The organism is Romboutsia sp. 1001285H_161024_C4 (assembly GCF_015550185.1).
Classification (GTDB): domain Bacteria; phylum Bacillota; class Clostridia; order Peptostreptococcales; family Peptostreptococcaceae; genus Romboutsia_C; species Romboutsia_C hominis.
On record NZ_JADNAJ010000014.1, the window covers coordinates 14973 to 34977 of the forward strand.

At 28.3% G+C, this 20005-nt stretch carries 15 protein-coding genes, 1 tRNA gene and 2 rRNA genes; 2 read left to right on the forward strand and 16 right to left on the reverse strand.

The annotated features are described in order from the left end of the window. Positions 1-17: 17 nt before the first annotated feature. From glgB to I1959_RS14310, 8 genes are all read right to left on the reverse strand, one after another. Positions 18-2021 (reverse strand): 1,4-alpha-glucan branching protein GlgB, encoded by a 2004-nt coding sequence (gene glgB, locus I1959_RS14275; RefSeq protein ID WP_195238777.1) that lies wholly within the window; start codon positions 2019-2021, stop codon positions 18-20. A gap of 387 nt (positions 2022-2408) precedes the next feature. Then, positions 2409-3401 carry an SPFH domain-containing protein gene (locus I1959_RS14280; RefSeq protein ID WP_195238785.1) on the reverse strand — a complete coding sequence of 331 codons (993 nt, stop codon included), beginning with the start codon at positions 3399-3401 and terminating at the stop codon, positions 2409-2411. A 41-nt stretch (positions 3402-3442) separates the two neighbouring features. Further along, positions 3443-3883, reverse strand: a complete 441-nt coding sequence (locus I1959_RS14285; RefSeq protein WP_166504841.1) for an NfeD family protein — start codon at positions 3881-3883, stop codon at positions 3443-3445. Between the two features lie 110 nt (positions 3884-3993). Continuing rightward, a complete protein-coding gene (locus tag I1959_RS14290) occupies positions 3994-5028 on the reverse strand; it encodes a sulfate/molybdate ABC transporter ATP-binding protein (protein WP_195238779.1) in 1035 nt (344 codons plus the stop codon). Between the two features lie 2 nt (positions 5029-5030). Further along, positions 5031-5711, reverse strand: a complete 681-nt coding sequence (modB, locus tag I1959_RS14295; protein WP_092923293.1) for a molybdate ABC transporter permease subunit — start codon at positions 5709-5711, stop codon at positions 5031-5033. Positions 5712-5739: 28 nt separating this feature from the next. Further along, complete coding sequence (gene modA / locus I1959_RS14300; protein ID WP_195238781.1) at positions 5740-6507, reverse strand: molybdate ABC transporter substrate-binding protein; 768 nt, start codon at positions 6505-6507, stop codon at positions 5740-5742. A gap of 77 nt (positions 6508-6584) precedes the next feature. Next, positions 6585-7232 (reverse strand): hypothetical protein, encoded by a 648-nt coding sequence (locus I1959_RS14305; RefSeq protein ID WP_092923055.1) that lies wholly within the window; start codon positions 7230-7232, stop codon positions 6585-6587. Positions 7233-7390: 158 nt separating this feature from the next. Then, positions 7391-8386 (reverse strand): asparaginase, encoded by a 996-nt coding sequence (locus I1959_RS14310; RefSeq protein ID WP_207733601.1) that lies wholly within the window; start codon positions 8384-8386, stop codon positions 7391-7393. 161 nt (positions 8387-8547) lie between these two features. On the opposite strand from I1959_RS14310, the gene I1959_RS14315 reads away from it, so the two are divergent. Both I1959_RS14315 and I1959_RS14320 read left to right on the forward strand, forming a co-directional pair. Further along, entirely contained in the window at positions 8548-8979 is a 432-nt protein-coding gene (locus I1959_RS14315; RefSeq protein WP_240276169.1) for a MarR family winged helix-turn-helix transcriptional regulator, read from the forward strand. 5 nt (positions 8980-8984) lie between these two features. Next, positions 8985-9380, forward strand: coding sequence for an HsmA family protein (locus I1959_RS14320; protein WP_092923050.1), 396 nt, complete (start codon positions 8985-8987; stop codon positions 9378-9380). A gap of 53 nt (positions 9381-9433) precedes the next feature. Here the strand turns inward: I1959_RS14320 and I1959_RS14325 are convergent, their stop codons facing one another. The 8 genes from I1959_RS14325 to I1959_RS14360 all read right to left on the reverse strand — a co-directional run. Continuing rightward, on the reverse strand, positions 9434-12607 hold the full coding sequence (locus I1959_RS14325) for a ligand-binding sensor domain-containing protein (RefSeq protein WP_243240054.1): 3174 nt from the start codon (positions 12605-12607) through the stop codon (positions 9434-9436). 168 nt (positions 12608-12775) lie between these two features. Further along, positions 12776-12997 carry a NifU family protein gene (locus I1959_RS14330; RefSeq protein WP_092923047.1) on the reverse strand — a complete coding sequence of 74 codons (222 nt, stop codon included), beginning with the start codon at positions 12995-12997 and terminating at the stop codon, positions 12776-12778. A 65-nt stretch (positions 12998-13062) separates the two neighbouring features. Next, positions 13063-14631, reverse strand: coding sequence for a murein biosynthesis integral membrane protein MurJ (murJ, locus tag I1959_RS14335; protein WP_195238783.1), 1569 nt, complete (start codon positions 14629-14631; stop codon positions 13063-13065). Between the two features lie 157 nt (positions 14632-14788). Continuing rightward, positions 14789-18316 (reverse strand): pyruvate:ferredoxin (flavodoxin) oxidoreductase, encoded by a 3528-nt coding sequence (gene nifJ / locus I1959_RS14340; protein ID WP_092923041.1) that lies wholly within the window; start codon positions 18314-18316, stop codon positions 14789-14791. A gap of 100 nt (positions 18317-18416) precedes the next feature. Next, complete coding sequence (locus tag I1959_RS14345) at positions 18417-19553, reverse strand: MFS transporter (RefSeq protein WP_166504838.1); 1137 nt, start codon at positions 19551-19553, stop codon at positions 18417-18419. Positions 19554-19666: 113 nt separating this feature from the next. After that, positions 19667-19783: ribosomal RNA gene (gene rrf / locus I1959_RS14350) — 5S ribosomal RNA — on the reverse strand. An 11-nt stretch (positions 19784-19794) separates the two neighbouring features. Next, positions 19795-19868 (reverse strand) — tRNA-Gly (locus I1959_RS14355). A gap of 58 nt (positions 19869-19926) precedes the next feature. After that, a 23S ribosomal RNA gene (locus tag I1959_RS14360) occupies positions 19927-20005 on the reverse strand; the annotation flags it as partial.

Consider the following 20005-nt stretch of genomic DNA (forward strand, 5'->3'; position numbering starts at 1 on the left):
TGGCTTTTCCCCCTAATTTATAATTTTTTCTTTTTTACTAATATCTTACTATTATTTATACGTTTTATATCTTGACTTAACCCACCGATTAATATCTTTTTCCCCTTATCCATCTCATATTTAATTTTTTTAAGATTTTTTCCTTTTATAAAGGTTGCCCCTAGTGGTGGTACTTTTATTTTTATGTGATGTTCTTTGTTGTGCCATTTTGAATTTATTGAGAAAAGTTCTGAACCTTTCATTGTTTGACCAGAACCTCCATAGATTACATCATCTGAGTTGAAAACTTCTTCATATGTACCTTCATACGGTACTCCAACTTTATAATCGTAATGAACTATAGGTGTGAAATTTATTACAGCTATAATAAAATCTTCTACTTTTTTACCTTTTCTCATAAGTACTACTATGCTTTGTTCATTGTTATGTGGATCTATAAAATCAAATCCTTTATGACTATTATCAATTTCATATAAAGCTTTTTCATTTTTATATAAATGATTAAGTTTCTTTACATATTCTTTAATTTTTTTGTGTTGATCTCGCTCTAACAATTCCCATTCAAGCCCATATGCATACCTCCATTCTATATCTTGAGCGAATTCATTTCCCATAAACAATAATTTTTTTCCTGGATGTATCATGTAATATGCATATAGAGTTCTTAAGCCTGCAAATTTTTTCCACTCATCTCCAGGCATTTTATCTAAAAGAGATTTCTTTCCATGAACTACTTCATCATGAGATAGAGGAAGTATAAAATTTTCTGAAAAAGCATACATAAAAGAAAATGTTATAAGTTCATGATGATACTTTCTATATATAGGGTCCATTTCCATATATTTTAATGTGTCATTCATCCATCCCATATTCCATTTATATGTAAAACCTAGTGCTCCTTTATAGGTAGGTCCTGTAACCATAGGCCAAGCAGTTGATTCTTCTGCTATTATCAAAGGATTCTCTACATTTTCATAAATAATCTTTGTGAATTCTTTAATAAATTCTATTGCCTCTAAATTTTCTCTTCCACCATATTTATTGGGCTTCCACTGGCCTATATCATAATCTAGGTATAACATACTTGATACAGCATCAACTCTTATACCATCTATATGAAATTCTTTAAACCAATATAATGCATTAGATATTAAAAAGCTCTTTACTTCTGGCTTTCCCAAATCAAAATGTGCAGTGCCCCACCCTATATTTTCAGCTTTTAACGGTTCTTCATACTCATATTGAGCCGACCCATCAAATTTATATAGACCATGATCATCTTTACAAAAATGACTATATGCAAAATCTAATATAACTCCAATTTGATTTTGATGACACCTATCTATAAACTTTTTAAATTCTTCTGGTGGTCCGTATCTACTTGTGCTACTATAATAACCTGTTGTTTGATATCCCCAAGATTCATCTAATGGGTGTTCTGTTATTGGTAAAATTTCTATATGGGTATATCCCATATCTTTTACATAGTCTACTAGTTCATATAACTCTTTATAATCAAAAAACTCTCCATCCCATTTTCTTTTCCATGAACCTAAATGTACCTCATATATATTTATTGGAATTTCATTAGTATTTTGTTTTTTTCGTTGTATATTCCAATTTTTATCATTCCATTTATAATCATCTTCTTTATATACAATAGATGCTGTATTTGGCCTTTTCTCTGAGAATCTAGAATACGGATCTGATTTTAGCTTTTTACTTCCATCAGCTCCTATTATATGGTATTTATAAGAACAACCTTCTTTTATATTTTCTAAAGATATATGCCAAAATCCTAAATTATTTAGATTGTTCATTGTATATTGATATAGATTCCAATTATTAAAGTCTCCGGTTAAATAAACTTTCTTTGCATTTGGAGCCCACAATGTAAATGAAGTAATATTACCACTAATATGACATCCTAAAAATTTATAGCTATTATAGGACTCACCACTTTTAAATTTTTTAATATTTTCTATAATAGATTCATTACATGTTGCTTCTTTATATTTCATAAATAAATTTTCAATCCTCTCTCATTTTCCTCTGTATAGTATATAATTATATATCAGTAAGTCTTATAATTAACAAATAACTTATAGTAAAATTCAGTCATGTGATGTGTAATTCTAACACAATAATCTATATCTATACCACTATTTAATAGAATTATGTATAATCTTCTGTTTATGTAATTTGTTAATAAACTTCAAATACATTTTTTAATTTTGTTATTAAGTAATTTAATTATTTTTTTGACAATGTTATTTTCTAAGTAATCCATTTATTTTATATACAAAGTAATAAAATTTGCTAAAATTAAATAATTTCTAAGCAATAAAAAAATACCGCTAGATGCATACTTGCACCAAGTGGTATTTTTTTATTCTTAATTGATAAATTTAATTTTTATCATCACTTAAAACTTCTTTTATACCTTTAAAAGTTCCTAGGAAGTTTACTGTGTCAGAAGGTAGTACTAACTTAGTTGCATTTCCTTGAGCTACCTTTTCCAATGCTTCTATAGATTTTAAAGCTAATATTCTTTCATCTACATCAGATTCCTTCATAGCTGATAATACTTCTCTTAATCCTTTAGCTGTTGCTTCTTGAACCTTTAAAATAACTTCAGCTTCTCCTTGTGCCTTAGCTATAGCCATTTCTTTTACAGCCTCTGCTTCACCTTGCGCTTTTAATATAGAGGATTCTTTCAAACCTTCAGCTTCCCTTATCATAGCTTCTTTCTTAGCTTCTGCTCTAAGTATCGCTGATTGTTTTTCTCCTTCTGCTTGAAGTATTGAAGCTGATTTATTACCTTCTGCTTGAAGTATTGCCTCTCTTCTTTCTCTCTCAGCTCTCATTTGCTTTTCCATTGCTACTTGTATATCATGTGGTGGCATTATATTTTTAAGCTCTACCCTGTTTACTTTTATCCCCCACTTATCAGTAGCTTCGTCTAATATAGCTCTCATCTTTGTATTTATAACATCTCTTGACGTTAAAGTTTCATCTAAATCTAATTCACCTATTAAGTTTCTTAAAGTTGTAGCAGTTAGGTTTTCTATAGCTGTAATAGCATCTGCTATTTCAAATACATATCTTACAGGATCTGTTATTTTGTAATAAACAACTGTATCTATTTGCATAGTTACGTTATCTTTTGTTATAACTGGTTGAGGAGGAAAATCAACAACATTTTCTCTCAAATCAATTATATAACTCATCTGATCTAAAAATGGAACTAAGAAATGAACACCTGTGTCTGCTACCTTTCTAAATTTGCCTAGCCTCATTATTATACCTACCCTAGACTGTTTTACCACTCTTACACAAGATAGAGCAATAACAATTGCTACTACTATTATAAGTATCGGTATTACTAAATTCCCTATCATTTCAAACATAATACATCCTCCTAAATAATTTATATACCTTTTTATTTAATTATAGATACTTCATCATGTTTACTTACAACTAACTTAACTCCCTCTATCTTCATCACTATAACTTCTTCACCTTTTAAAATCTCACTATTGTCTATAGATATTGCACTCCATTCTTCATTATCTACTACTACTAATCCCATTTGATTTTCTTTTATATCTTTTGTTACCATGCCTTTTTTATTTAATACAGCATTAAGATTTGTACTATACTTAAATGTTTTATCTTTTTTAACTATCTTTCTAGTACCTATTATTAATAGAATTATTGAGATTACAGCAAATATTATTACTTGGACTATTATACTTTCTATAAAACTACTTAAAAACATAAGTATTACAGCAGCTAAACTAAACCAAATTAACGTTAAGCTCGGTGTCATAGCTTCTGCTATAGCAAATATTATTGCTACAACTAACCATACTAGTTTCATTGACCCCCTCCTAAATATAAATATATATTAATTGTATTATATCATTGTTTAATTTATATCTATGTTTATTATAAATTCTGTAATATATTGTAATATTTACTAGTTTTCCTCTAATTTAAATAATATATTTTATTTCTATTAATATTTATACTAACTCTATTTCCTCTTACAAGCTTTAAATCCTTATTTTTTAATCTTACTTCTATAGCTTTTTTACTTTTATCTTTTCTTAAAAAGACACTTATCGTTTCTGGGTTTTCTATTACATTTTCTACTACAAATTCTTTACTTATTGAATCCTCTACCTTATCTATGCTTATATTATTTTCTCTTATACCTATGTACTTAAATTTTTTAGCATTTATATCCTCTATTATTAAATCCCAATCTATAGCATATATGGTATTATACTCCAAAACCTTAACCCTTGATATGTTTTTACATCCAGTTATTTTAGCTTCTAAAACTGTGCTTGGATTATTGAATAGATCATGTCTATTTCTTTTAACCTTAGCCTCTAAATCTTCATACACTACTATGTCTTCACACATTCTATATGCTTCTTCTATATCATGAGTAACAATTATTGAATTTTTGTTGTATTCATTTAATATTTCATTTATTTCTAATCCTATGTTTTTTCTTAAGTGGTAATCTAGCGCAGAAAATGGCTCATCTAGTAACAATACTTCCGGTTCTGTAACTAAAACCCTAGCTAATGCTACCCTCTGTGCTTGTCCCCCTGACAATTCATAAGGGTACCTATTTTCTAATCCATTAAGCTTTAATTTATTTATATACCTTTGAGATAATTCTTCTATATCTTTTTTTCGTAAATTACTTATTCCAATCTCTATATTTTTCTTTACAGTCATATGAGGGAATAGTCCATAATTTTGAAATAAAAATCCAACTTTTCTATCCTGAGGAGGTAAGTTAACTTTTTCATCCGAATCAAATAATACCTTATTATTTAATATAATTTTACCTTTATCTGGCGTTTCAAGACCTGCAATACATTTTAATGTCATACTCTTACCAGAGCCTGACTGTCCCAAAAAAACTAGTTTTTTACATTCTTGATTTATTTTCACTTTTAATATCTTTTCTCCAACCCTTTTTTCTATATCAATATATAGAGACATTATTATTTCCTCTTTCCTACTATTTTTAATTGTTTGTTAGACCAATAATTAAGTATTAACATTATACCTAGTGACATTAGTATTATTACCATAACCCAAAAGCTAGCCATAGCCATATTTCCACTTTCAACCTCAAAAAATATAGCTATTGGTATTGTTTGTGTTTTTCCAGGTATATTTCCGGCTATCATCAATGTAGCTCCAAACTCACCTATTGCTCTTGCAAATGATAATGCTATACCTCCTATCACACCAGGTGTTGATAGCGGTAATATTATTTTTTTGAATATATTCCACTCACTAAGACCTAAAGTCCTTGCTGATAGTATTATATTTTCATCAATTTGTTCAAATGACGATCTTAAACTTCTGTACATAATTGGTAAAGATACTGCTACTGCTGAGATTACAGTAGCCCACCAAGTAAATATTATATTTTTATTCATTGATATTAATATATTTCCTATTATCCCATTTTTACCAAATATAAGTAATAAACAAAATCCAACTACTGTTGGAGGGAGTATTAAAGGAAGGGTTAAGATTATTTCGATTAAGGTTCTAAATTTTCCTTTATAATTCATCATAAGATATGCTATTAAAATTCCTATTATACTTGTTATAATAGTTGCAATTAGAGATGTTTTTATAGATATAATTAATGGTGTCAAATCAAAATTCATATTATATGTAATTCCCCCTATTTTATAGTTATATTTCCTTATACCCATATTTTTTTAATATATCTTGTCCCTCTTTGCTAAATAAAAATTTTTGGAAATCTTTAGCTTCTTCTATATTTTTGCTATCCTTTATTATTGCCATTGGGTATATTATAGGTGAATGGTATTTATCATCTATTTCCTTTATAATATTAATTTTATTATTATTTACTGCATCCGTTGAATATACAAATCCTGCATCCACATTTTCTACTTGAGCCCACGCTAGTACTTCTTTTACATCTTTAGCATAAACTAACTTATCTTTTACTTTTTCCTCTAAGTTTAAATTTTTTAAAGTTTCATATGCATATTCTCCTGCTGGTACACTTTCAGGATGCCCTATTCCTATATGTTTAACTTTTTCACTCATAAGATCGTCTATACTATAATTTTTGGAATTATTGCTACTAACTAAAACCAACTTATTTTTTGCTAAATTTCTTACACTTTCCTTATTTAATATACCTTTTTTATTTAACTCATCTACTTGTTTTTTCCCTGCTGAGATAAATAAATCACAAGGAGCTCCTTGTTCAATTTGTTGCTTTAGAGTTCCTGATGAACCATAATTTATGACTAATTCGACATTATTATTTTTAAGTTCATATTCTTTTTTTAATTCTAAAATTGCCTCTTTTAAGCTTGCTGCTACCGAAACACTGATTTGTTTTTTATTATTTTCATTACTTGTACACCCTAAAATACTAATAGCTATTAAACATACTATTATCATAAAGATGCTAAATTTTTTCATAATATACTTCTCCCTAAATTAATTTTTATAACATCTTTATATTATCAAAAACACCTACATTAATGTAGGTGTTTTAATTATTTTTTATTATTATCTATTATAGTTTTAGTTGTGTCTAAGTCTTTTCCTATACATCTTTGACTGTTTATTCTTTCTGATACTAGCATTTCTGCTAATAAACCTTTTAATTCATGTACTAATTTTTCTATTTCTTTTTTACCTATTTCTTCTTTGTCAATTTCTTTTTTGGCTTCTTTTGGATCTATTATAGTTTTAGTTGTATCTAGATCTTTTCCTATACATCTTTGACTATTTATTCTTTCTGATACTAACATAGTATCTACCATATTCTTAGCTTCTTCTACTAAATTGCTTATTTCTTCTTCTGTAAACTCTTCTTTATCAACACTTTGATCTATTATAGTTTTAGTTGTATCTAAATCTTTTCCTATACATCTTTGAGTATTTATTCTCTCTGATGTTAACATAACTCCTGATATCCCTTTTATTTCTTTCGCTATTGTAGATATTTCTTTTCCTAACTTATTTAACTCTTCCTGTGTTAATTCTTCTTTTTCTACATCTTGGTCTATTATAGTCTTAGTTGTATCTAAATCTTTTCCTATACATCTTTGTGTATTCATTCTTTCTGAAGCTAACATAACCCCTGCTAATCCTGTTAATTCTTCTTTTAAACCATGTAATACGTTTCCTAACTTTTTCATGTCCAGCCACCTCGTTGTTAAATTTTGCATCTCTTAATTATAATTACCATATAAACATTTGTAAATACTTTATTTTATCTTACTTTTATTATACCTATTATTGTAAATATATATATCTCTATTTTGATTAATTTAATATATTATATTCTTACCACAAATTACCTAAGTTTAAACTCTGATTTTGTTTCTCCAATAATTTTTCCTCTAGCATTTTTTAATTTTGGATTATGAAACTTAGATAATTTTTCTTTTTCCTCTTTAGATATTAAACCTAATTGATCTAAAGTTTCTACCACTGCACAGTTGGTGGATATATCACTTCCATCTTCTGTCTTAACAGCTATACCTATTCCATTTTTTTTATCTCCTAATAAATATACACCCTCAGATCCCATTTTCCCAAATATTCTTCCTTTGCATGCCTTCATTAATTCTGTACAAAATCTATCACTTCCTCCTACCATCTCGGGATAACTAATCATAGCTTTAGTTATTCTATTTATGTATTCAGATTTTACATATATATTTGTTGGATTAGCCATTTGTGCAAATCCATATGCTAAGTTTTTTAATTTAAGTGCATGTGTTGGAGCACCACATCCGTCTATTCCAATTAAAATATCTTTCTTATCACATCCACATATCTTAGACATATTATTTAATATTCTTTGCTGAACCGGATGTTTCAATTCTAAGTAATCATCTAAATTTTCCTTATTAGCCTTAGCACTAATCAACATCCCACAATGCTTTCCAGAACAACTGTGATGTTTTTTAGTTATATCTTTTCCTGACCTAATTAAATTCTTGTATACATCTAAGTTAAATGGTACCTTAGTTCCACACTTTAAATTATCTTCACTAAGATTTGATTTTTTTAATATACTATTTATCCCCTCTACATGGTAATCTTCACTAGAGTGAGAAGAGCACATTAATGCTATTTCTTTATCACTTATATTATAGTTTTCACAAGCTCCACTCTCTAAAACCTGTATTACCTGTATTGGTTTTACACTAGATCTTGCATATATAATTTTCTCTGGATTTGAATAATACTTTAGTAACTTATTATTACTATCGACTACAGCTATATGAACATTATGGCTACACTCAACTAGGCTTCCTCTATATGTATTTACTGCGCCTATCACTTTAATCCTCCTTATTAAAAAAATATTTTATTAATTATTATATGTTATTTTTCTTTGTCTATATATCTTTTTGAAATTAGTTTATATATAAATTATTCACTTTTTAACTTTTAATTGTTTGCATAAAAACTTTTTGGGTAATAAATTATAGAGGTGATTTTTTGAATTCAAAATATGACTGTTTTAAAATAACCTTGCTATTAAAAGAGCTCTACTCTAAGACAATGTATTCTATAGAAGACAATTTTGAAGAAGAAAGTTTGACTTATCAACAAATTATAGTAATTAAAATTATTGCTCACAATGATGATTTAACAATATCTGATCTTTGCAAAAAAATGTCTTTAGCAAAAGGTACTGTTTCAGGTATAGTTACTAGACTTGAACAGAGTGGATATTTGGAGAAATTTAAAAAGGAAACTGATAAACGAAATACTTATCTAAAATTTACTGATAAAGGAAAGTCTTTTGCTTTTGAGTTTCGATCTAAGATTCAAAAAAGTTTTGATAATACTTTTAGAAATTGTAATAATGAAGATTTACACGATCTTAAACTAAACTTAGAAAATATTTTATCTAAAATTAAGGAGTGACAACTATGAGTACTAAACTGATAATGGCTATTACATTCATTACATTCGCACTTATATTTTACACTGTAGGTGTTTTTAGCGAAAGAAGAGCTAATACCTTAACTAAAAAACATGTTATAATATTTTGGTTAGGCCTTGTATGTGATACATTAGGTACAACTACAATGACTAGTATAGCTTCTAGCGGAAATTTATCTATCTCTCCTGTTGCAGAGAGTATACATGGGATAACAGGTTTACTTGCTATAGTTCTTATGCTATTTCATGCTTTTTGGGCAACTTATGTATTATATAAAAATAATGAAAACCAAAAGAAAGTATTCCATAAATTTAGTATAGTGGTTTGGTCTATATGGCTTATACCTTACTTTATTGGAATGTTTATCGGAATGATGCATTAGTAGATATAAAATATAAAAAGAACGTTGTATTAATACAACGTTCTTTTTATATTTTATAAGATAATAGTAAACTTAGTACCCTTGTTTATTTCACTTTCTAAGTATATCTTACCATTGTGAAGTTCAACTATCTGTTTTGTTATAGTAAGTCCCAATCCACTTCCACCTTTTACTTCTGAGTTTGCATCTACAACTTGATTAAATCTATTAAATATGGATTCATGGTATTTATTATCTATACCTATACCTGTATCTTCTACAGTAATTATTACATTGTCATTATCTTCTTTTATAGTTATTATAATTTTTCCACCCCTCGGTGTAAATTTAGCAGCATTTCCCACTAAATTAACTATACATCTCTCAATTTCACTAGCATCACATACGATATATTTTTCCTCAACCTCTGGGTCAATTATTAACTCTATACCATTGTTTTCTACATACTCTTTTAATGATAATGTGGCTTCTTCAACCACATATACAATGTCATTTTCTTTTAGGTCTAATTTATATTTGCCATATTCTATCTTTGTGGTGTCAATTAGATTATTTATTAGCCTTAATAATCTTTTGGTATTTCTATCCATTACCATCATATATTGAGATAATTTTTCTCGTTCTATACCACCTTGAGATTTATTAAATTCTGTTATAAGTTGTTCAGTTGTATAAATTACATTAAGAGGCGTTCGTAGTTCATGAGATAAATTTATAAAGTAATTATTTTTTCTTCTTTCTAGGTCTATTACTTTATTTAAAAGCTCATTACTTTTTTGCATCTCTTTTCTTAATTGAGCTGTTCTCTTCTTTACCATATTATCTAAGCGGTTCACTCGATTTACATTATAATAAATTATAAATACAAATATTATTATATATATAAAAATTGCTAAGTTACTTTTATAAAATGGGGGTTTTATATTAAACTTAACTTGATTTTCACTAGTTATCGTTCCATTATAGCTCCTTGCTTTTACCCTTAATGTGTAATTTCCTGGATCTAAATTGCTATAATTTATATCATTAGATTCAACTTTACGCCATCCTTCTTTAGTCCCTTCTAGCATATAATAATACTGTATATTCTTAGTGTTTCTATAATCAGGTAAAAACAAAGTTATATTTATGAAATTTTCATCATGCTCAAATTCCATGTTATTTATATCATTATATTTTTTGCCATTTATCTCAAAGTTATCAAACATAACTTTAGGCGTGTATTTTTCAGTATTTATATCAGATGGATGGAATATATTTAGTCCATTTATTCCTCCAAATATTAACTCTTCTTTCTTATTTTTATATAAAGCATTTCCATTAAACTCTCCACCTTGTAATCCATCTGTTATGCCAAAATTCTCAATTTTTTTTGTCTTTATATTTAGTCTTGATAAACCTGAATTAGTACTTAACCATAAATTTCCCTTATAATCATTTAAAATCCCATATACGATATCATTTGAAAGTCCCTCTTCGGTTGTATAAGTAGTAAATTTACCCGTTTCTTTATCTAGCTTATTTAAACCATAACTAGTCCCTATCCATAAATCTCCATATATATCTTCATTTATATCTCTTATAGTATTTGAACTTATAGAACTTTCATCATTTTTATCATATTTATAGTTTTTTATTTCTTTTGATTTAGGATCTATACTTATAAGACCATTGTCTATAAAACACCCTATCCAGTATACACCACTTTTATCTTCATATATAACTTTAGCAAATAAAGACTCTATTCCTGACTTTTCTAGAACTTCATCTAAATTGATTATATCATTAGTCTTAAAGTTTATTATACTTATCCCATTTGGAGTTCCCACCCATAAGTTATCTTTACTGTCTATAAATACAGTTCTTATATCATCTTCTTTTAGCCCATTGGATTTGTCGTATACAATTATACTATTATCATTCTTATCTATTATATTTAAACCACTTCTAGTTCCTATATATATTTTGTCTTCTTTTCCAGTTATATCATTTATAGAATTATCACTAAGTGTATAGTTTGTATTTTCTCTATTTAAATGACTTACATCTCCATTTTTTCTATTAATTATGTTTATCCCTTTAGAGTTTGTACCAACCCATAATAATTCATCTTCATCTTCATATATACCATGAACTATATTTTCACTTAATGAGTTCTTGTCATTAGGATTATTTTTATAATGAATTATCTTATTTTTAGGGTCAAATATGCTTATGCCCGAATATGTTCCAACCCATATAAGTCCACTTTTATCTTCAATTATATCAAAAACGTTGTCCTGAGATACTGAATTATAGTTGGTACTTTCATTTTTATATGTAATAAATTCTTTACCTTCATTTATTTTTGCAAGTCCCTTATCTGTTCCTACCCATAATGTATCATTGCTATCCTTATACACTTCTCTTATAAAGTTACTTGGTATGGATTTGCTATTATTCTGATCATGTGTATATTTTTTTATCTCATTAGTTTCTATATTAATTTTATTTAATCCGTTTTTAAAAGTTCCAACCCACATATACCCATCATCATATAATAAAGCATATATGTCATCTTTTATTGTTTTATTTACATCTTCACCTATACTATATTTATATACTTTTTTATTCTTTGTATTTAATTTATCTACTCCACTTTTTGTTCCTATCCATATATTCCCATACTCATCTTCTTCTAATTCACGTATATATTGGCTACTTAAATCTTCTTTTCCTCCTAAAATTCGCTCAAACTTATCTTCTTCAGAATTATATAGATTAAGTCCATCTGATGTTCCTACTATTATATCTCCATCTTTAGTCATAAGAATATCTCCTATGTTATTGTGAGATAAATTTCCACTTTCTTTGTCATTAAAATAGTTAGTTATCTTATCTGTATTAATATCTATTTTACTAAGCCCATTAGCTGTTCCTACCCATATATCTCCATTACTATCTTCTTGAAGGCTTACTATGTAATTGTTTGCTATACTGCTTTTTGACCTTTGATTATGTCTATATATCTTAAAATCATACCCATTATATTTGTTAAGACCATCATTAGTACCTATCCACATGTATCCTTTTTGATCTTGAATAATAACTTCTGCTGTTGACTGAGACAAGCCATCTTTATTGCTTATTTTTGTAAAGTGTACATCATAACCATATACTTTATATCCATCCCCTAATATTAATATAGTTATAAATAAAATCATTCCTGCAATATATTTATTTTTCATTATTTTCCCCTTATTTAAAAATCATTCCTACAAAATTATACTATATTATACATCATTTTTCTACTTTATATATGTTTCAAAACATCTCTCAAATATATCGGTGCCTATTTTACGGATAAATTAATACTCTTTGCAAAAAAAGAAAAGTGCCAAATGCACTTTTCTTTTTTATATTCCTATAACTTGAGTTACACCTTTAACTTCCTTAACAAGTAAATTTTCAATAATAGCCTTTAATGTCATTGTTGCTCCTGGGCATCCTTTACATGCTCCTTGTAACTTCACTAATACAACTCCTTGGTCATTAACGTCTATTAGTTCTACATCTCCACCATCTCTTTGAAGAATTGGTCTAACTTTCACTAATGCTTTTTCTACCTCTTCTCTCATGTCTATCCCCCTTATTTTCTAATACTTTTAGTATTCTACATAAATCTTGAATTTCCTTTATAGATCTATCTTTTATAAATAATTTGTCTAAACTTTGATTTAATCATATACGCTACTTCTTTTGATTCTCTTATATTAAAAATTAATGTTAATATTATATATATAATTAACCCAATTAATGTAGACCCTATACAAGATATGGCTATAAGTTGTTTTTGTTTTTCAAAAATATTCATTCCTAGATTAACTATCTCATAGTATGAAAATTTTATTATTAATCCCATAATAATTGATGCTATCGCTACTTTTATAAAAGTTATTATTGTATTTTTCATACCTATTCTTCCTATCTTTTTTCTAAGAGATATAAATAATAATACAGACGTTGCTATAGCAGATATAGAACTAGCTAAAGCAAGACCACCTATACCCATATATTTAACTAGGACAATAGATAATATTACATTTATTATAACGGATACAGTTGCATTTTTTACTGGGGTTTTTGTATCTTGTAGTGAATAAAATGATTTAGAAAGTATCTCTCTTAATCCATACGCAACTATCCCCATAGAGTAATAAAGTAGTGCTGTTGATGTTAATTCAGTAGCTTTTGAGTTAAATGATCCATGTTCAAATAACAAAGTTACTATAGGTGTTGATAATCCCATTACTATAACCATTATAGGCATCATAGCTATCAGTGTTATATTTAAAGATTTTGATACGTTATATTTAAAAGCTTTTATTTTTTTTTCACTAGCTAATTTAGATAGTATTGGATACATTACAGTAGATAAAGATATTACTATAATACCTACTGCAAACATATTTAGCTTATTTGCATAGTTTAGAGCTGTTATACTCCCAGAATCTAGTGTAGATGCTAAAGTTCTATTAACAACTGTATTTATTTGGTTAACATAAGAACCTAGAAATACTGGCAATATAAGATATAATATCTTTATTATATTTTCGTCCTTAAAATCTATAATAAATTTATACTTATATCCATGTTTAAATAAAAATGGTATCTGAAATAAAAGCTGTGCTATATATGCAAATAAAGTACCATATACCATAAAATATGAATTTGTTATTGAACCTAAAGCTATTGCTATCATTACAAATATATTAAATGGTATCGTTATTAAACCTGATATATGAACATCTCCTGATGCAACTAAAAAAGATGTTATTAAACCATTTATAGCTATAAATATCATAGAAAAAATTAATATTCTAGAATAAGATATAGTTAAATCTAACACCTCTCCTTTAAATCCCATAGCAAATATCTTAACTATATATGGAGCAAATAATATTCCTATTGCGATTAATATCATACTTATTACAGTTACTATGTTTAATACATTACTTGTAAACTTATATACTTCATCTATTCCCTGTTTCTCTCTTATACTAAAAAACATTGGTATAAATGTTGTTCCAAGAGATGCACTTATACCATCAAATAGTACTACCGGTATATTAAGTGCTGTAAGATATGCGTCTGTTATATGACCTGCACCAAATGTCCTCGCTAGTACTATATCCCTTAAAAAACCTGTCACTTTTGATGTTAATATTATAATCATTAAGATAATAGCTGCTTTTTTTGTTGTTTTAGCCATATTAGATCCTCATTTCTAAATTTTATTATTACAATTTATTTTTCTAATAAATTTTTTAATTTAAGCTATTATATAATGATACCACTTTTTTTACTATTATTAAACTTTGTTTAATTTTGATATAAAAAGTGCGTACTTAAAAGTACGCACTCTTTATTTATTTCCCTGCTAGTCTCTTATATGTTTCATATCTTTCTTGTATATTTTCTTCTAGTTGTGTAAATAATTCCTCTGCTACATCTGGGAATTGCTTAGCTATTGCAGAATATCTTACTTGACCCATTATAAAGTCTCTTACATTTCCTTTTGGTTCTTTTGAATCTAAGTTAAATGGATTTTTATTTTCTTTCTTAAGTTCTGGGTTGTATCTATATAAATGCCAATATCCACTAGCAACTGCTTCTGCTTCATTATGAACGCTTCTTCCCATACCTTCTTTTAATCCGTGAGATATACAAGGTGCATATGCTATTATTAATGAAGGCCCATCATATTTTTCAGCTTCCATTACTGCTTTAATAAGTTGATTTTTATCTGCACCCATAGATACTTGTGCTACATATACATTTCCATAACTCATAGCCATCATACCTAAATCTTTTTTCTTAGATCTCTTACCTGATGCAGCAAATTTAGCCATAGCTGATAATGGAGTAGACTTTGATGCTTGTCCTCCTGTATTTGAATATATCTCAGTATCAAACACTAATACATTTACATCTTCTCCTGATGCTAGTACATGATCAAGTCCACCATAATCAATATCATATGCCCAGCCATCTCCACCTACTATCCATTGAGATCTTTTAACTAAATAATCTTTTCTAGCTTTAATTTCATCTACTAATTCTTTAGCTTTTCCACTAAATGATTTGTTTTCTATAACTTCTATAACCTTTTTACTAGCCTCTTTAGATGCTTCTCCATCATTCATAGTATTTATCCAATTTTCAAATACATCTTTATACTCATTAGATTCTTCACTAGCCACTAACTCTTCCATTAAGTCACGTAACTTTAATCTAATTTGTTTTACACCTAAATACATACCATATCCAAACTCTGCATTATCTTCAAATAATGAGTTAGCCCATGCAGGACCTTTTCCTTCATGATTTACAGTGTATGGAATTGAAGGTGCTGAACCACCCCAAATTGATGAACATCCTGTAGCATTTGCTATCATCATTCTATCTCCATATAATTGTGTTACAAGTTTTATATAAGCAGTTTCTCCACATCCTGCACAAGCTCCTGAGAACTCAATAAGTGGAGTTCTAAATTGAGAGTCTTTTACATTATTTGCAGTAACTAGATCTCCTTTATATGATACTTTAGATACTGCATAATCCCAGTTTGGTATTTCTGCATCTATCTGAGTATCTAGAGGTTTCATCACTAATGCTTTGTCTTTAGCTGGGCATATATCTGCACAGTTTCCACAACCTGTACAGTCCATAGTATCTACTTGCATTCTATATTGTAAACCACCAAATGCTTTTCCAACAGCTTTTTTAGTTCTGAAAGTTTCAGGTGCATTATTTACTTCTTCTTCATTTAATAAGAATGGTCTTATAGTTGAATGAGGGCATATATATGAACATTGATTACATTGAATACAGTTTTCTAGTATCCATTCTGGAACATTAATTCCTATACCACGTTTTTCATAAGCTGCGGTTCCTGCTGGGAATGTACCATCTTCTATTCCATTAAATGCACTTACAGGTAAAGAATCTCCTTCTTGGGCATTCATAGGTCTTAATATTTCTCTTATAAATTCTGGCTCATTTTCATGATGTTCTTCACTATCTGTTGCATTTGCCCATGAATCTGGTATATTTATCTTTACTAGAGCACTCTTACCTTGCTCTACTGCTTCATAGTTCATATTAACAACTTTTTCACCCTTTTTACCATAAGCATTACTTATTGATGATTTTAAATATTTAGTTGCCTCTTCTTCAGGTATTATATTTGCTAATTTAAAGAATGCTGATTGCATTATCATATTTATTCTATTTCCAAGACCAATTTCTTGTGCTATTTTAGTAGCATTGACTGTGTAGAAGTCTATATTATTTTTAGCTAAGTAATTTTTCATCTTTGCTGGTAAATGCTCTTCTAATTCTTTTTCATCCCATATTGTATTTAATACAAATGTACCATTTGATTTTAATCCTTTTAATAAATCATATTGAGTTACATATGATTGATTATGACAAGCTATATAATCTGCACTATCTATTAAATAAGTAGATCTTATTGGTTCATCTCCAAATCTTAAGTGAGACATAGTTACCCCACCAGATTTTTTAGAATCATATGCAAAGTATGCTTGAACATACTTATCTGTATTATCTCCTATTATCTTTATAGCTTGTTTATTTGCTCCAACTGTACCATCTGATCCAAGTCCCCAGAACTTACAATTTATAGTTCCTTGTTTTACTACTTTAAGTTCTTCTTTAACTTCTAAAGATTTATGAGTTACATCATCAACTATTCCTACTGTAAATTGATCTTTTGGATTGTCACATACTAAGTTATCAAATATAGCTTTTATATCTGTTGGTGTTACATCCTTTGATCCAAGTCCATATCTACCACCTATAATCATAGGAGCATTTTCTTGTCCATAATATGCAGCACGTACATCTAGATACAGAGGTTCTCCTATTGCACCTGGTTCTTTAGTTCTATCTAGTACACATATTTTGTTAACACTCTTTGGAATTACTTTTAATAAATGTTCCTTACTAAATGGTCTAAATAAATGAACTTTTACCAGTCCATATTTCTCGCCTTTTGCATTTAATTCATCTATAGTTTCTTCAATAGCCTCAGTTACTGAACCTATTGCTATTAATATTTCTTTTGCATCTTCTGCTCCGTAGTAGTTAAATAATCCATATTGTCTACCTGTTAATTCGCCAATTTTATTCATATAATTTTCTACTATCGGAACTATTTCTTCATAATACTTATTACTTGCTTCTCTTGTTTGGAAGTATATATCAGGATTTTGAGCTGTACCACGAGCTACAGGATGATTTGGAGATAAAGCTCTATTCCTAAATTCTTGCAATGCCTTTTTGTCTAGTAAGTTTGCATAGTCTGAGTACTCAAGTACTTCTATTTTTTGTATTTCATGTGATGTTCTAAATCCATCAAAGAAATGTATAAAAGGAAGTCTTCCTTTTATTGCTGCTAAATGAGCTACGGGTGCTAAGTCTGCTACCTCTTGAACTGACCCTGATGCTAACATTACACATCCAGTTTGGCGTGCTGCCATAACATCTTGATGATCACCAAATATTGATAATGCTTGGGCTGCTAAGGCACGAGCACTTACATGGAATACTCCTGGAAGCAACTCTCCTGATACTTTATACATATTAGGTATCATAAGAAGCAATCCTTGTGATGCTGTATAAGTAGTAGTTAATGCTCCTGATTGTAGTGATCCATGAAATACTCCTGCTGCTCCTGCCTCAGATTGCATTTCAACAACATTTACTTTTTGATTAAATATATTTTTTAAACCTTTAGCTGACCAATCATCCACTGATTCTGCCATATTTGATGATGGTGTTATTGGAAATATTGCAGCTACCTCAGTATAAGCATATGATACATATGCTGCTGCTGCATTTCCATCCATAGTTTTCTTTATTTTTCCCATAGTTTTTCTCCTTCTATGTAAATAATATCATGACTTCTATTTATTATTTTTCCATAAAGCAGCTTTAATATTCTACTTTAATAAATTTATATTATTAATTTTATATAGTCCTATCTTTAATATTTCTGTCGTAATATAATGCGCCTAATATAGATAGCATATTACACCCTAATAGAAATAAATTAGCTTTATCCAAGGAAAACTTCTCTATAAAATATCCAACACTAGCAGTTCCAATTATAGTTGATACACTATTAAATATAGCAAATGCTACTAACTGTGATGATGTTTTTAAATTACTAGGAGATATTCTATCTATTATTATTTTTCCTACTACTAATATTATTGGTAATGTAAATGCTTGTAGGACAGCACTAATATATATAATATTTATATTACTTCCAAATCTTAGGATTAGTATTTGAAGAAATAGTCCTAATGGTGATAATAATAATAATTTGTCAGGACTTAATTTATGCATAATTTTTTGTGCTAAAATAAGCATAGCTATCTCACTTATTGAGCTTATAAAATTAAATATTCCTAAGTTTACAGTGTTTCCCCCTACATATTCTATTCTATAAGGTACTAACTGACAGTATCCTCTAAACGGGATACAAATTATTAATAATATAATTACAGTGAGTATATATTCTTTATTATTGAATAACTCTTTTAAATTTCCACAACCCTTATATTCTTTTACCGTATCTTTTATCTTAAGGCTTATAAATAGAGTTAATGACAACATTATTAGATATATTATGTTTAATATATGATATCCATACTTTTCTGTTATAATTCCTGATGCTAATACTCCAAATGCCCACCCAGTTGAACCAAAAGCTCTAAAAAATCCAAATTTTGACTTTGCATTTTCTCCACTTTCTATTACCCAACTATCAGGTATACTAGTCAATATATAATAAAAAAATCCCATAATTACAAAACTAATATAAAATAATATTTTAATATTTATAAAAATAGCTAAAGCTGTACTAAACATTACACCTAATAAAGAAAATATAAATATTTTTTTAATTGTTTTTAATTTATCACAGCAACAACCTGCTATTAGTTGTCCCAAAATTCCGCTTACAGTGTAAAAACTTATTAATGTAGCCGTTTCTATTGGACTAAACCCTTTATATTGTAAAAATGGAATCAGCATTCCTGCTATACTTGATAATCCAAAGAATAATAGAAAATACAAAAACTTAAATAAAATTAAATCCAATTCATCCCTCCTTAATATAAATAAAATTTAGTATTCCCTATTATCTATAATTTGAGTATAGATAAACAAAAAAAGAAACTATTTTTCAATAGTTTCTTAAAATAAAAAAGATTACGTGGCTACGTCTTACTCTCCCAGGGGGTCGCCCCCCAAGTACCATCAGCGCTAAAGAGCTTAACTTCTGTGTTCGGTATGGAAACAGGTGTATCCTCTTTGCTATAATAACCACATAATCTTTATCTGGAGCGGGTGAAGGGGATCGAACCCTCACAGCCGGCTTGGAAGGCCGGAACTCTACCATTGAGCTACACCCGCATATTTAGTTTTATTAGTACTTTCAAAACTGTATACCATTTAGATTCATCATTTAAATGAGGTCAAGTCCTCGACCTATTAGTATCAATAAGCTAAATACATTACTGCACTTACACCTTCGACCTATCAACCAGGTA